This window comes from Paenibacillus sp. FSL F4-0243 (genome assembly GCF_037963295.1).
Taxonomy (GTDB): domain Bacteria; phylum Bacillota; class Bacilli; order Paenibacillales; family Paenibacillaceae; genus Paenibacillus_AQ.
Genome location: NZ_CP150151.1, coordinates 3,882,668 through 3,898,463 on the forward strand (window position 1 = coordinate 3,882,668; position 15,796 = coordinate 3,898,463).

A 15,796-nucleotide genomic window follows, 5' to 3' on the forward strand; every position below is an offset into this window, starting at 1 on the left:
TCAAAGCGCGCTATCCCTTTTTCCAGATCCCGCGTTCATAAGGTTTGGGGACATTACGTACGCTTCCAAGCGCCTCTTCCGCATGTAAAGCCCAATAGGGATCGCTCAACATCCCACGGCCAACGGCTATCAGCTCTGCCCGTTCTTCCGCGACGATGGACTGTGCCTCAGTAAAGGATTCAAGCCGCCCCACTGCAATTACAGGCACCTGTAATTCACTACGGATAAACTCTGCCAGATCCACTTGATAAGCAGGGCCTGCACCCGGCCCTCCATTTGAACCTATAGGACCTTCTCCTCCAGAAGAAACATGGAACAGATCCACTCCAGCATTCTTATACCGTCGGCAAATATCCAGAGCGTATGCAGCATCATATCCACCCTCTACATATTCCTTCGCAGATATTCTCATAATCAATGGCATGTCTACAGGAACCACTTCTCGGACTGCTTTAACTACCTGTTCTCCGAACAACGCAGGATCTTGTCCATATTCATCATCTCTGGTATTCGTCAATGGAGAATGAAACTGATGAATTAAATAACCATGTGCACCATGAATTTCGACCGTATCAAATCCTGCCTCTATAGCTCTGCGCGCCCCTTCACGGAAGGCCTCAATTAATTCTGAAATTCCTTTTTTAGAAAGGGCCTGTGGCGTTTTGAAATTAGCATCAAAAGGAATTGCTGATGGAGCCACTGGCGGCTCTGCATCCACAGCTTTTCGTCCAGCATGTCCTAATTGAACAGCGATTTTTGATCCATACGCATGTACACCATCCGTGATTCTACGATAAGCTTCAATTTGCAAATCACTCCAGATTCCTGTATCTCGATTAGTGATTCTACCATCTGGATGTACGCCAGTCATTTCCACGATAATAAATCCTGTACCGCCAATAGCACGGCTTACATAATGAACATAATGCCAATCATTAGGGATGCCATCCTCTTTATCCACCGAATACTGGCACATAGGTGGCATGACAATACGATTCTTCAGCGATAACCCCTTCAATTCATACGGTTCAAACAAATCAGACATTCATGTCTCCATCCTTCCGTAATCTATAATTGACTCGGGAATTCCCCGTTCTATTAGTATACACGCATTGGTTCCTTCAAGAAATCTTAACCAATACTGTATTGTTATCAGCATAAATCTACCCATCTATGGAGATAACAATTAAGAATATGACGGTGATCAGGTAGTAAAGGAGGCAGATGGGGATGTATTTTCAACGGAGAGGTCAGAAACTGCTTATAGTATTAGGAACAATCATAACTATGCTATTCCCAACCTATTCTTCAGAGGTTGCGTCAGCGCCTGTGCAGAGTCAGAAGACTCCGCAAGAACAAACACAAAGTGTACCCGCTTCAGACGAAGATACGGCAATTTCAGCAGGTAGCGCTGCTACAAATAGTTCGACGCTTAACAGCAATAAAAACACTAAAGGTCTGACATTAAGTCAGCTGTTACACAAATACCCAGAGACTTTTAAGACTAGTGGACCTCGGAATAAAGTCATAGCACTTACTTTTGATGATGTTCCTGATCCAAGATTTACCCCCCAATTGCTTAACATCCTGAAAAAATACAATGTCAAAGCAACCTTCTTTGTGGTGGGAAGCCGAGCAAAAAAACATCCAGCTTTGGTGAAAAGAATGATTAGAGAAGGACATGCGATTGGAAATCACTCGTATAACCACCCTCAGTTTGTGAAGCTTGCGATGAATGATTTTCGATCACAGATCATAAAGACCGAGGATATTATACAAACCTTGGCCGGATATAAACCACGACTAATTCGCCCACCCTATGGGGATATCAGTGAACAGCAGCTAAAATGGGCAAAAAGCCATGGCTACACGCTCGTGAATTGGAATGTGGACTCATTGGACTGGAAAGGACTTTCCAAAAACCAAGTCAGAAATAATATTCTAGCCCATATTGGAAGAGGAGCGATTATTCTTCAGCACGGTGGAGGCGGTCCAGGTAGTCATCTACAAGGAACGATTCAGGCTCTACCTGAAGTAATCACTATTATGCGCAAGCGGGGCTATACATTCGTTACCGTTCCTCAATTACTTCAAGTGTCCAAAAGTAAATAAATTTTCCAAAAATATATATTTAATAATACGCAAAAAAACGGAGGCAGCCGCTAAGGACTCCCTCCGTTTCCTGTGTAACCTTATTTTAGAACTTTTCATATCTCATAGGTATTCTCTCTATTTTTATCTTTCTATTTAACAATGTATAATTGTACATATTGATAACCGAATGATGATACAAAGCTTTGGCTACCAGGGATAAAGATATCGATACGATTGCCTTTTATAGCACCGCCCACATCCGTTGCCGTTGCTAAGAATGCATCTTTAGGCAATCCATCATGTGAATGGCCTGTCACCAATACTTTGGTACCGAGAGGAATCACATTTGGATCAACAGCAATAGTTCCAAGCTTGAGAGGATTTCCGAAATAATCTACTGCACCCCATCCGCCGTTCTCACTGCTTGCAGAAGAATAAGCTGAAGCTTTGACTTGAATCGATTTGTCATAATTAAAGGACTTACCCCATGCTTCAACTGTTTTGGACTCTGAGTTTACATTCAGACTTGGTGTAATCACTGGTGATTTGTCAGTTGTAGTTACGGACTCAGCCTGCATCTTACTAGGGATAGTAATTTCAAGACCTTCGTAAATGTTAAGTGCTGCAACGTTTGGGTTTGCTTTCATTAATTCATTCACACCTACATTATATTGTTTGGATAAAGTATAAAAAGTGTTGCCATCCTTAGCGATATGAACGCTGTCTGCATGAGCTGGAACGGCATGCAGTAATGCACTGATTCCCATAATTGCAGCAAGTGTTTTAATTGTTCTAAATCTGTTCTTCATAATTGCCTCCTCATTAGATGGGCGTGAACGGTATCACTTCCGTATACGCTCGTGTACATTTTAAGTACTTATGTACAACCCGTGTGTGATTTCTTGATGTGTTGCAGTCTTTTGTAAAACTGACAGGACTTAATATATCACAATTTTGTAACCTGTGCTTATGTAATTGTTACCATTGTGAAAAATCAAGTTTCAATATTGTCATTTTTTCGGATTGTGGTTAACATATTTTTCATTATGTAAACTACATTAAAAGATACATGCACCATTTTTTAAAATTATCATATAAAATTCCCGAAGATTTTACATAGCGTTAACATTTCATGCTTTATCCAATAGTAGAATGATAGAATATGATAAATAGAATAGATATAGACAACGAATCATATTTGGAGGTCCCATGAATACAGAAGAGAATAAAAATAACCAAAGCAGCCCAGCCACTGCTTACCTCAATAGAGATTTGAGCTGGATCGAATTTAACCGACGCGTGCTGAAAGAAGCTCAAGACCCTGATAATCCGCTTATGGAACGGGCTAGATTTCTGGCTATCGTCTCAAGCAATCTTGATGAATTCATAAGTGTTCGAGTGGCAGGAATTCAAGATCAAATCCGGGCAGGCTATACTAAAAAAGATTTCACTGGCTACACCCCTTCCGGGCTATACAAACGTCTCATCAAGCGAGTTACCAAAATTGTTGCCGACCAATACCGGATTTTCCGTGATATTTCACGGAGTTTGCATAAAGAAGGTATCGTTTTTGTTGATTATGAGGATCTCACTCATGCACAAGAACAGTCCATAGAACAATATTACCGGGATATCATTTATCCTGTACTTACGCCAATGGCTGTAGATCAGAGTCGACCGTTTCCACTCGTTCATAGCCAATTTATCTATTTAGCAGTAGTTCTTACTCGTAAGAATGGCCTTGAAGAAGAGCCTTTTTTTGCTATTCTGCAAATTCCATCTAATCTGCCAAGATGTATCCCGCTACCACACCGGTCTAACAGTAAGAAACGGCAGTTCGTATTTATAGAGGATGTGATCCGTCATCACATTCAAACTTTATTTAGTGGTTATGAGCCCGTTGCCGTTAGTGAATTTCGTTTGACCCGCAACTCTGATCTCACGATCGACGAAGAAGGGGCCGAGGATCTTCTAGAAGAGATTGAAAAGGAGCTGCGCAAGCGTCGCCGCGGTGTTCCAGCAAGACTTGAAGTACAAAAAGGAATTCATCCATATGCCTTGGAACAGCTGCAAGCTGAGTTTGAAATTGAAGATTTCGTATTCGAAATTGAAGGTCCGCTAGATCTAAGTTTCCTTCGTAATTTCGCCGGCAGTATTAAGGGCTTTAGTTACTTAAACTATCCAAGCATTGAACCCGTCTACCCTGCTGAATTTGAAGAGAACGAGGATTTCTTCGAGGTATTACGTGAGCGAGATGTCCTGGTCTATCACCCTTACGAATCCTTTGATGCGATGACGGACTTTATCATTCAAGCCTCAGAGGACGAACAAGTGATGGCCATTAAGATGACTTTATACCGCGTGAGCGGAAACTCTCCTCTGATCACTGCACTCGCTAATGCTGCTGAATCCGGAAAACAGGTAACAGTCGTTGTTGAGTTAAAAGCCAGATTTGATGAGGAACGTAACATTGCTTGGGCCCGCCAACTTGAAAAATCCGGATGTCATGTCGTTTATGGTCTTGTTGGTCTAAAAACGCATGCCAAAGTCACCTTGATTGTCCGTCAGGAAGGTCGTGAATTACGTCGTTACGTGCATGTAGGCACAGGAAACTACAATGACAGTACAGCCAAAGTCTATACGGATCTCAGTCTATTTACTGCTCAAAGCGATATCGGACTTGATGCTTCCGAGCTGTTTAATCAAATGACTGGCTATTCCGCTGATTTTGACTGGAATTCCTTCATTGTAGCTCCAACGGACATGAGCCTTTCCTTACAAAAGCTGATGAAGCGTGAAGCGGAGCATGCTGCAGCTGGAAGACCTGCACGTATCATTGCCAAAATGAACTCACTCTCTAATCAACAAGTCATCGACGATTTATATGGTGCCGCACAGGCCGGTGTATCTATCGATTTAATCGTTCGGGGGGTTTGTTGTCTTCGTCCGGGGATTGAAGGTTTGAGCGAAAACATTACGGTTCGCAGTATTGTCGACCGCTTTCTGGAGCATTCAAGAATTTACTATTTTGAAAATGGCGGGAAGCCTGAGGTGTATTTATCTAGTGCAGACTGGATGACTAGAAACCTAACCCGACGGATCGAGCTGATGTGTCCGGTAAGAGACAGCAATATTCGTAAACAAATCGTTAAGATTCTTGAACTATCCCTTAAAGATAATGTGAAGGCCAGCTTCTTACAGCCTAATGGGTATTACGAGCAGCCAGACGACAAAAAGGCCCCTTTCCGGAGCCAGTTCGCAGCAATGGATGTTACACGTTGGAAGGAAAATCGAGTTTTACCTTCACCGCCCAAGCATTCTTAAATGCTTTTAAGGCGTTCTCAATGTCCTCTAGACCAATCAGAAGCGCTGAAGCGCCCTCAAGATCCAGATTAAGAGTATTGCCGTGGAGATTAGCCTTCAGGCCGCTTACAATTCCGATCTCGGTGCTGTCTAGTGCAATGCTTAGCTGTACAAGCGATCCGAGCTTATGAATCCACTCTTCGTCGGAAGGCAGTAAAATGTCCTTATACATCTGGGACAATTTCTGCTTCCGGCTTTTTGTGCTATACGAGGCAATCATAGCGCACAGGATAAGCTGGCGGTGTGTCAGTCCACGAATCGGTGAATTCATCAGCCAATACAGGGTGTGTCGTTTAGATTGATAATAGTTAATGTTAGACCCTGTTCGATGTAGCATGATGGATACATAAATTAACATCTCATGTTCAGCTTTATTCACCTCATCCTTGAACGCGTCAAACAGACTTAGAGCAAGCTTGTTAATATGATCTAAATACCGTTTAGAAGTACGAATATCAAACCGAATAATCGTATTTAAACTGTATTCAAGCGCACTGTCTCGCACCGGTTGCTCCGGCTTCAGTAGATCATGTAGCATACCTTCCCTGAGCCCCTCCCCGCTGATTACAGCCTGGCTAGCCCCAATATACTGATATACCGTATGGAAAATAATCAACCCGGATACGATGATATCTGCTCGACTCTTAGACAACCCATCTAAGTCTTTACGCTTATCATAAGGCATTGAAGGTAATGTGTTCATAAAATGCTCAATCGTCTCACTGGCCATGGTGTAACCGTGAGAGTTAGGTAATGAGTATGCTCTAGTCTTTTGATCCAGCTTACCTAGAGAACGAACCGTACCTCCCAGACCAAACAGTGGAAGACCTGCTGTTGAGTTAAGCCAATCATGCTCTACCAATCTCCCCAGAACATAGGTCTCGAGCTTCTGAATCTGCTCTCCATTCCAGTTCCCACCTTGACCAAACATAAGATTGGTATTCACCGCTCCGAACGGAAAGGAAATACTATGTTGATAACGCCGCCCGCGAAAAAGTGTGATTTCAGTACTCCCGCCACCAATATCGATGACATAACCATCTTCAACATTAAATGCATTTATGACACCTAAGAAGCCAAAGTAAGCTTCCTGATGACCACTGATAACCTCAATGGGTATGGTTGAAGCTTCTGATAAAAAGGCAATAATTTCACTGGAGTTAGCAGCATTTCTGATTGCCGCTGTAGCGCCCGCACGAATGGTTTCTACATCAAAAGCATTGCAGATCTCCTTAAACTGGCGCAAGACTGGGATGATCGTCTCCATATCCTTCTGCTCCAGTCGACCTTCCTTCGTAATCTTCTCACTAAGACGCGCAGAGTACTTACACTCCTTGATGATCTTATAGCCTCCCTCCGGCGTTGTATCATAGATTACAAGACGTATGGAGTTAGAACCAATATCGATAATGCCTATCCGGCGCAGATCATCTCTCATTATGTATGTACTCCTTTTCAAGTTGTTTGACCATCTATTATACATGGTTTACATAAATAAATGAACTCAGTCCATTATATCCTCAAATTACGCAACTGTTAAAAAAATAAAGCGGCACCCGGATAACTTGCCCGAGCGCCGCTACAATTTGACTTACTTATAACACTTTACTTAAAAAATCCTGTGTACGTACATGCTGAGGATTTCCGAATACTTGTGCAGGTGTACCTTGCTCTACAATCACGCCGCCATCCATAAATAGAATACGGTCGCCCACTTCGCGTGCAAAGCCCATCTCATGCGTAACTATGACCATTGTCATCCCATCTTCTGCAAGCTTCTTCATAACCTCCAGCACCTCACCGACCATCTCTGGGTCAAGGGCTGAGGTTGGCTCGTCAAAGAGCATCACATGAGGCTGCATCGCCAGCGCCCGGGCAATCGCGATTCGCTGCTTCTGTCCTCCTGACAGTTGAGCAGGATAAGCATCCTTTTTATCTTCTAGGCCTACAGTCTTGAGCAGCTCCATTGCGAATTTATCAGCTTCGGACTGCTGCTGTTTTTTCACCTTAATCGGTGCTAGTGTAATGTTCTGCAGAACTGTTTTGTGAGGAAAGAGGTTAAACTGCTGAAATACCATTCCCATCTTCTCACGTGTGACATTAATATCGTGCTTTTTGGAGGTAATAGATTCACCTTCAAAAGTAATTTCGCCACCAGTTGGCTGCTCCAGGAGATTCAAACAGCGCAGAAAGGTACTTTTACCCGATCCACTCGGTCCGATAACGACGACGACCTCACCTTTATGAATCTCCAAGTCAATTCCCTTGAGAATTTCCAGCTTCCCGTAATTTTTTTGCAAGTTCTTAACGGCGATCATCGGTATTCAGCCTCCTTTCCAGTCTACCTAGGATCTTCGATAGCGTAAATGTCAGCACAAAGTACATAAATGCGATAATTACAAGTGGTGTCATACCATCGTAAGAAATCGTTGTAACCGTACGTGCTTGAAACATCAAATCCGTAACGCCGATAAAAGAAATAATCGATGATTCCTTGATAATGGTAATAAATTCATTTCCGATTGCCGGAAGAACACTCTTGAGTGCCTGCGGGAGTATGATATGGCGCATAGTCATCCCTTGCTTCATTCCAAGCGAACGGGCTGCCTCCATTTGTCCACGATCTACCCCTTGTATCCCAGCACGGAAAATCTCTGCAAGGTAAGCAGAACTGTTAATGGATAAAGTGATTGCCCCCGACTGAATCGGTGTAAATTCAATCCCGAATGTAGCCAATCCATAATGGATCAGAAACAGTTGTACAAGCATAGGTGTACCACGAAGGAATTCTACCCAGGCTGTTGCTAAGAAGCGAAGCACACTCCATTTGGACATACGTAGCAAGGAAATAATAATCCCTAGAATAAAACCAAAGAAGACGCCTAGAACAGCAAGCAGCAAGGTATACTGCAAACCGGTTAGGAAAAAATCACGATAATCATAAGCCATTTTAAATAAAGTAATGTCCATAACCTATCCTCCCATCTCCAAAAAAATAGAAAATAGCTTATTGTCGCTATTTTCTGTATACACATACAATTTACTTTAGCAGACTTTAAAAATATCGGTTGTTTCTTTACTTCGTGCTATCTGCAAGCTCACTAGCTGCCGTTACGTACTCATCAATTTTACCTTCTGAGTTTAAACGTGTCAGTGTGCTGTTTACTTGATCCAGTAGCTCTTTATTTCCTTTTTTAATACCAATAGCGTAACCGTCATCTTCAACTTCTGGCTTAGCATCAGTAATTACAAGACCAGGAACATTCTTAACGAATGATTTTGCGACGGGCCCTTCAATGATGGCAGTATCTACACGATTGGATTGCAATTGTAGAACGATTTCGGAGATTTTACCAAGCGAAGTGATTTTCGCTCCCTCGATCCCTTTAGCAATTTCCTCTTGAATGGAACCAGTCTGCACACCAATTTTGGTACCTTTTACAGCATCCATAGTGGCGTATTTATCTTTGTCCGCTTCGCGCACAACAATCGCTTGCTCAGCCTTGTAATAAATGTCTGAAAGATCAACAGCTTTTTTACGTTCTTCCGTCGGGCTAAGTCCAGAAATTACAATATCTACTCTTCCGCTGGACAATTCGTTCAATAGTGAGTCGAATGGCAAGTCCTTAATTACAAGTTCAGCACCCATATCAGCAGCAATTTCCTTAGCGATATCGATATCGAAGCCCACGATAGTATCTTTACCGTCTACTACTTTATGGAATTCGTACGGAGGAAAATCTGCACTTGTGCCCATAGTAAGCTTCTTAGTAGCCCCACCGTTAGTTGCATTTCCACTTGCAGCGGTATCACTATCATTTTTATTTTGACCGCAGCCTGACAACAGGCCTACTGCTAATAACATACCTAAACTAAGTTTACCCCATTTGTTCATTTCTATATCTCCCCTATTCATATGAAAAAAATCCACGTTGTCTCTTTGACCGACTTATTATAAATCAGAACGCATGAATATGCAAAGGCATAATTGTGACAATAACTTCCTTTTATTGGGTTTCAAAGCAAAGAATTCATTCTTCTGAAACATATTATTCAACATTTATTCAAATTTTATATAATTTTATACATTTTTACTATTCCCTAACTTAACCAAATCATGCGGCAAATCACCCCTAATTTTCTTCAAAAAAAGGAGTGCACTAAAGTATGAGTTATACTTCAGTGCACTCCCTTATTAACCTATTACGGAATCTAATGAATCCTTATTCCGTAATTTCATTATAAATATCAATGTACTGTTGCGCCGATACATTCCAGCTATAATCGCCAGCGAATGCGTTTTTCGTAATCTTTTTCCAGTGTTCAGGCTGCTTGTATAATGAGATCGCCCGGCGAAGCGTAAACATCATATCGTGGGCGTTGTAGTTACTGAACGTAAAGCCGTTTCCTTCACCGGATTCTTCATTATAAGCTTGAACAGTGTCATTCAGGCCACCAGTTTCCCGCACAACAGGTATGCTACCATAGCGTAAAGCGAGAAGTTGACTGATCCCGCAAGGTTCAAACTTGGAAGGCATAAGAAAGATATCACTAGCAGCATATATTTTGCGTGAGAGTGCATCATTAAAGAGGATTTGTGAAGATAGCTTTGTCGGATAACGCCAAGCCGCTTCCTTAAACCATCGCTCATAGGACTCATCCCCCGTTCCAAGCAGAACAAATTGAATGTCATCCTTATACAATAGCTCATCCAATACACGCGTAAGCAAATCTAAACCCTTGGAATCCACAAGACGAGTAACCATAGCCACCATCGGAATATTAGCATCCACAGGTAGTCCTAATTCCTCCTGCAAGGCTAATTTGTTCTCCGTTTTCTTCGCCAGATTAGAACGATAACGGGTAACAAGACTTGTATCTGTTGCAGGATTATAACTTTTTGTATCTATTCCATTCACAATACCGCTCAAAACATCCGCTCGCGCATTCAACAATCCATCCAGTCCGTAACCATAATAAGGTGTTCGAATTTCTTCCGAGTAGGTTGGACTTACTGTGGTGACACGGTCGCTGTATACAATGCCACCTTTTAAGAAATTCACATTCCCGTAATACTCCACGCCTCCAAAATAACTGCTGTCAAGACCCAATAGCTCCCCAAGCACCTCATATGGAAACACACCCTGATACAACAGGTTATGTATGGTAAATACACTTCGCATTTCGCTGTAAAATGGATTGTGTCGATAATGACCCTGAAGCAGCATTGGGATTACAGCCGCATGCCAATCATGGCAATGCAAGACGTCCGTCTGAAAATCAATAGCTGGCAGACACTCCAGCACCGCACGATTATAGAACGCGAAGCGTTCCCCATCGTCCATATATCCGTAGATTCCGTCCCGTCCAAAATAATATTCATTGTCGATAAAGTAAACGGGAATACCGTCATAAACCATATGTTCGATCCCGCAGTATTGATTACGCCAACCGATTGGCACATACACTTCTGTTAAATGCTCCATTTTTGAAGTGAACTTTTCTGGAATCCCACGATATTTAGGCAAAATCACTCTTACATCTACCCCGGCACCCTTCAGTGCTTTAGGTAATGCCCCAATGACATCGGCCAGACCACCCGTTTTGATAAATGGATGAGCTTCAGCTGCGGCAAATAAAACTTTCATGATTATTTCCCCCTTTAAAGTGTACGGATTCTCTATTCGTTCTTTAATCTATGACTCATTTGCCTCTTTACTCTTACCCACTCGTGACGTTTTCTTAAACACCAGGAAGCTAAGAGGCGGTAATGTTAGCTCTATACTGTTCACCTGATTATGCCATTCTAACTTTTTGCTCTTCTGAGGCAAGTTGTGTATACCCGAACCTCCGAACGCTACATCTTCCGAGCTAAAAAGTTCTTCATAGGTCCCTGGGCGTGGAACCCCTATACGATACTGTTGACGCTGGACAGGTTGAAAATTAATGATAAACAGCAACGTATCTCCAGGCTTCTTGCCTTTTCGCAGATATGAAATTACGCTTTGTTCATTGTCATCTGCATCAATCCATTGATAACCCTCTTGGGAATGATCAAGCTCCCACAGGGCTTTCTCCGAGCGATACAGTTTATTAAGTGCAGCTGTGTAAGCTAGCATGCCGCGATGGCTGTCATAGTCCAGCAGTAGCCAATCCAGCTGCTCCTGATCCTTCCACTCAATAAATTGACCAAATTCTCCACCCATGAACAGGAGTTTCTTTCCGGGATGAGATATTTGATAACCAAGCAGCTGTCTAAGTCCTGCGAACTTTTGTTCATAAGAACCGGGCATTTTGTCCAGTAACGACTTTTTGCCATGTACAACCTCATCATGTGATAACGGTAATGCATAATTTTCGGCATAAGCATAACATATTGGAAATGTTAATAAATTATGATGATGAGGGCGCCCCCAAAAATCATGTTCTATGTAGCCCAATGTGTCATTCATCCATCCCATATTCCATTTGTAGTTAAAACCGAGGCCACCTTCATGAGCTGGTGCTGTAACTCCCGGCCAAGCACTAGATTCTTCTGCCATCATTAATGCCTTAGGAAAATACTGAAATATCGCCTTATTCAGGTTCTGAATAAATTTGATGGCCTCTAGATTCTCCAGACCACCATTCACATTGCGTCGATATTGATGAGCTTGCTTTTCAAAATCGAGACGAAGCATGCTGGTAACCGCATCTACACGCATCCCGTCAATATGATAATACTCAAACCAAAAGAGTGCATTAGAAATGAGGAACGAAGAAATCTCAGGCTTGCTGAAGTCGAACGATAGGGTTCCCCAGCCTGGTTTTTCCGCTAACATTGGATCTGCATATTCATAAAGTGGCGAGCCATCAAACATTCTTAAACCGTGTGCATCCTTTGCAAAATGGGCCGGAACCCAATCCAGAATGACACCAATTCCAGCTTGATGCAAATGATCGATTAAATACATCAACTCATGGGGTTCACCATATCGGCTCGTAGCCGCAAAATACCCCGTACCTTGATAGCCCCATGACAAATCGTATGGATGCTCAGCAAGCGGCATAAACTCAACATGGGTATAACCCATTTCCACCAAATAAGGAATTAATAATTCACTCATTTCCTGATAGCTGTAAAATTCCCCATCTTCTTTTTGACGCCAAGTTCCAAAATGCATCTCATAAATGTTCATCGGTTGATGATATGGAGCTTTACTCTTTCTCCGCCATGCAGCATCTCCCCAACGATAACCACTGAGATCCGTAACAACGGATGCAGTCGCCGGTCGAACCTCAGCTTTGAAGGCAAAAGGATCCGCTTTTAGGAAGCTGGAGCCATCACTGGCAACAATCCTGTATTTGTAAAAAGTTCCCGGCTGTATTCCCGGAAAAAAACGACTCCAAAATCCTGAATCGGGTATCTTATATAACGAGTCCATGTCCTGCGTTCCATCCCAGCCATTATGATCACCAGCTAGTCCTACATATGTCGCATGAGGAGCCCACACGGTAAAGCGCACGCCCGTAACGCCTTCTTCAGCGGCAGTGTGCGCACCCAGCATAGAATAGCTGCGATAATTGGTGCCCTCATGGAACAAATAAATATCAGATGCTGACGGAAGGGTATCGATTGTTGCTTTTTCAGCCAATTCTACACCACCTTTTTTGAATGCTTGTACCTATTACATTACCCGAATATTACCATTTTGAAAATGATTTGATGTGAAAACAAAAGATTTTCTGATAAAGAAATATTAATTGTAATTTTTCTTTTTACACAGCAATATACTTCACCTATGTCGTTTCAAGTGCTTGTCGTGAGTTTATATATCAAGCATTGACAAAATAAATGGGAGGGATAACAAATGAATAACAAAAAAGATTGTATCGCCATGCTCTTGGCAGGAGGGGAAGGCCGCAGATTGGCTCCCTTGACTTCCAGTATGGCTAAGCCTGCAGTCCCTTTCGGTGGACAGTATAAAATTATTGATTTCCCACTAAGTAATTGTGTAAATTCTAAAATTGATACAGTAGGTGTCCTGACGCAATATGAAGCTGAATCCTTACATGAACACATCGGTGAAGGTGAACCTTGGGGTTTACATAGTCAAAAGGATAAAGGTGTAACCCTGCTTCCTTCCGGTGTTGAAGGCAGAGACAGCTATACAGGAACTGCTGATGCGATTTATAAGAATATTGAGTATATCGATAGCCGTAATCCAGAACATGTTCTCATTCTATCCGGTGATCATATTTACCATATGAATTACCGGAAAATGTTGGATTACCATGTAGAGAAGGCTGCAAAAGCCACCATCTCCGTAATGGAGGTTCCTTGGGATGAAGCTAGTCGTTTTGGAGTGATGAACGTAAATGATGAACTAAAAATCTCTGAGTTTGCGGAAAAACCAAAAGTACCTAAAAGTAATTTAGCTTCTATGGGTATATATCTGTTTGAGTGGGCTTATCTGAAGGAGCACTTGTTGCGGGATGCAGCTAATCCTAATTCCAGTCATGACTTTGGTAAAGACGTTATACCAACGATGCTTGATCAGAATGATGATTTATTCGCTTACCGCTTCAAAGGATACTGGAGAGATGTAGGTACTGTGGGTAGTCTCTGGGAAGCACATATGGATCTTCTGCAAAAAAACAATGGCATGAAGCTCGACAAAGCTCATTGGCCGATGTATAGCCGGAGTCGCCGGACTAAGCTTGCTGTTCACAAACCACGTGTTCAGATTCCATCGACGGACTCTCTAGTGAATGAATTCTGCACGCAAGAAGGCAGCTTGCAACGTTCTGTAATCTTCAATGGTGTGGAAATTGGAAAAATGAGCCAAATTAAACAAAGCGTTATTATGCCTGGCGTTCGAATCGGACGTGGAGTACAGATCGAAAATGCCATTATTGGCGAAGGTGCCATTATTAAGGATGGTGCTGTCGTCAAGGGAAGTATTAATAATATCGTAGTTGTTGGGCCCAATGAGACCGTAGCTCCTAAGCCAGCGGTTCGAAATCAACCCTCCCGTCTGTTTCAGGATGTTTATGAGAAGACAGGACGTCTACGGGAAGTTCTCCCTTCATAAAACCATTATATATATAAATACTATTTCAAGCAAAAACGCCTTCGGCGTCCCAAATGGACGGTAAGCGTTTATGCGAGAAATATAAGGATAATGTATAGTGTGAAACCTATATATTCTTATATTTATAAAAAGGGGCTGTTGTCCTGGTCGAACATGACCAGAGCAACAGCCCCTTCGGTTGTTAGAAGTTAACCTTTATGATTCATGGAGCGCTAACCATTCTCGATCTAAAATACTCATTTCCACACAATCTACATATTGCTCCCCAAACAGCGCTGATTCGCGCTCTACACCCTCCCGCTTAAAGCCCAATGCTTCATAGGTTTTCAGGGCAACGGTGTTGAAAGCAAAAGCTCCCAGAGAAATACGATGCAGATCCAAGCTCTCAAATCCGATCCGGAGCATTTCATTCATCATCCTTGTTCCAAAGCCTCTGCCCTGATAATCAGTATCTACTACTACTCTGCCAATTCGTGCAGATCGATTAGCCCGGTCTATGGCTGAAAAACTGATGTGTCCCACGACCTGCTGAGTAGCTTCATGCACCGCACAGAAAATAAGGCGATCAGAATTCGCTGGATGATTAGCCCCATCTAAATACTTAGTAAGCTGGTCATCGTCAAGAGGAAAAGTTAGTGAAGGTCCAGCCCATTGCTTCAGATACTCAGGTGAGATACTCCATCGTTTCAGGTGCTCAAAGTCCGATTCAGAAATAAATCTAAGAATCAGACGATCGGAATCAGGTTGTTCCTCAAAATGCTCATACAGGTTCACTAAACGACCATTTCCCATATCGTTAGTACCCATGTAATGAAAACCCATGCTCTGATAATAACGATTGAGTTTAATGTTATGTGCGACGGTATCAAATCTGAGTCCTCTGCAGCCAAGTTCTTTGGCACGCACCGCAGCATATTTAAGCATATGCTGACCAAGTCCCTGACTGCGGTGTGAACCCGCTACAGCTAATCTATGCAAATATGCATAAGACTCATCGTTTTTGCTTCCCCAGTATTGAGGATCACTGAATTGTAATGTGAACATTCCAACTACTGCTTCATCTTCAATCGCAAGATAAACATGCCTATCCGTGAAATAGCCTGTGATATCATTCTCGTTAAATTGGCCGGGGGTCCATTGCTTAATCCCATTTCGTTCCATCCAATTTGCTGCTTCCTGCAGCAGCCTCAAGATATCACCAGTCCGATCAGGTTCTCCACGAACGATCCTAATCGAATTCCCCCATACTTCCATTTCCATACCTC

11 protein-coding genes and 1 pseudogene are annotated in these 15,796 nt (G+C 42.5%); 3 read left to right on the plus strand and 9 right to left on the minus strand.

What is annotated here, in order from left to right; all coding sequences use genetic code 11:
• Positions 1–10 precede the first annotated feature (10 nt).
• On the minus strand, positions 11–1,045 hold the full coding sequence (locus tag NSS87_RS17130) for an NADH:flavin oxidoreductase/NADH oxidase (protein ID WP_339241552.1): 1,035 nt from the start codon (positions 1,043–1,045) through the stop codon (positions 11–13).
• Between the two features lie 185 nt (positions 1,046–1,230).
• On the opposite strand from NSS87_RS17130, the gene NSS87_RS17135 reads away from it, so the two are divergent.
• Complete coding sequence (locus NSS87_RS17135; protein ID WP_339241555.1) at positions 1,231–2,112, plus strand: polysaccharide deacetylase family protein; 882 nt, start codon at positions 1,231–1,233, stop codon at positions 2,110–2,112.
• A gap of 131 nt (positions 2,113–2,243) precedes the next feature.
• Here the strand turns inward: NSS87_RS17135 and NSS87_RS17140 are convergent, their stop codons facing one another.
• Positions 2,244–2,903, minus strand: coding sequence for a 3D domain-containing protein (locus NSS87_RS17140; RefSeq protein ID WP_149647339.1), 660 nt, complete (start codon positions 2,901–2,903; stop codon positions 2,244–2,246).
• 400 nt (positions 2,904–3,303) lie between these two features.
• On the opposite strand from NSS87_RS17140, the gene ppk1 reads away from it, so the two are divergent.
• Positions 3,304–5,418, plus strand: coding sequence for a polyphosphate kinase 1 (gene ppk1, locus NSS87_RS17145; protein ID WP_339241557.1), 2,115 nt, complete (start codon positions 3,304–3,306; stop codon positions 5,416–5,418).
• Here the strand turns inward: ppk1 and NSS87_RS17150 are convergent.
• The 6 genes and pseudogenes from NSS87_RS17150 to glgB form a co-directional block, all read right to left on the minus strand.
• Positions 5,366–6,895: a Ppx/GppA phosphatase family protein gene (locus NSS87_RS17150; protein ID WP_339241559.1), complete on the minus strand. Its 1,530-nt coding sequence runs from the start codon at positions 6,893–6,895 to the stop codon at positions 5,366–5,368. The genes ppk1 and NSS87_RS17150 overlap by 53 nt on opposite strands.
• 157 nt (positions 6,896–7,052) lie before the next feature.
• Positions 7,053–7,775, minus strand: coding sequence for an amino acid ABC transporter ATP-binding protein (locus NSS87_RS17155; protein WP_042188767.1), 723 nt, complete (start codon positions 7,773–7,775; stop codon positions 7,053–7,055).
• Positions 7,762–8,394 (minus strand): annotated as a pseudogene (locus NSS87_RS17160) (amino acid ABC transporter permease); the annotation flags it as partial. The gene NSS87_RS17155 and the pseudogene NSS87_RS17160, both read right to left, overlap by 14 nt.
• Positions 8,395–8,533: 139 nt before the next feature.
• Positions 8,534–9,352 (minus strand): transporter substrate-binding domain-containing protein, encoded by an 819-nt coding sequence (locus NSS87_RS17165; RefSeq protein WP_042188769.1) that lies wholly within the window; start codon positions 9,350–9,352, stop codon positions 8,534–8,536.
• A 328-nt stretch (positions 9,353–9,680) separates the two neighbouring features.
• A complete protein-coding gene (glgA, locus tag NSS87_RS17170) occupies positions 9,681–11,105 on the minus strand; it encodes a glycogen synthase GlgA (RefSeq protein ID WP_339241563.1) in 1,425 nt (474 codons plus the stop codon).
• 48 nt (positions 11,106–11,153) lie between these two features.
• Entirely contained in the window at positions 11,154–13,091 is a 1,938-nt protein-coding gene (glgB, locus tag NSS87_RS17175) for a 1,4-alpha-glucan branching protein GlgB (RefSeq protein WP_081951140.1), read from the minus strand.
• Positions 13,092–13,307: 216 nt separating this feature from the next.
• On the opposite strand from glgB, the gene NSS87_RS17180 reads away from it, so the two are divergent.
• A complete protein-coding gene (locus NSS87_RS17180; RefSeq protein ID WP_339241566.1) occupies positions 13,308–14,531 on the plus strand; it encodes a glucose-1-phosphate adenylyltransferase in 1,224 nt (407 codons plus the stop codon).
• Positions 14,532–14,726: 195 nt separating this feature from the next.
• On the opposite strand, the gene NSS87_RS17185 is transcribed toward NSS87_RS17180, so the two are convergent.
• Positions 14,727–15,785: a GNAT family N-acetyltransferase gene (locus tag NSS87_RS17185; RefSeq protein WP_339241568.1), complete on the minus strand. Its 1,059-nt coding sequence runs from the start codon at positions 15,783–15,785 to the stop codon at positions 14,727–14,729.
• Positions 15,786–15,796: the final 11 nt, after the last annotated feature.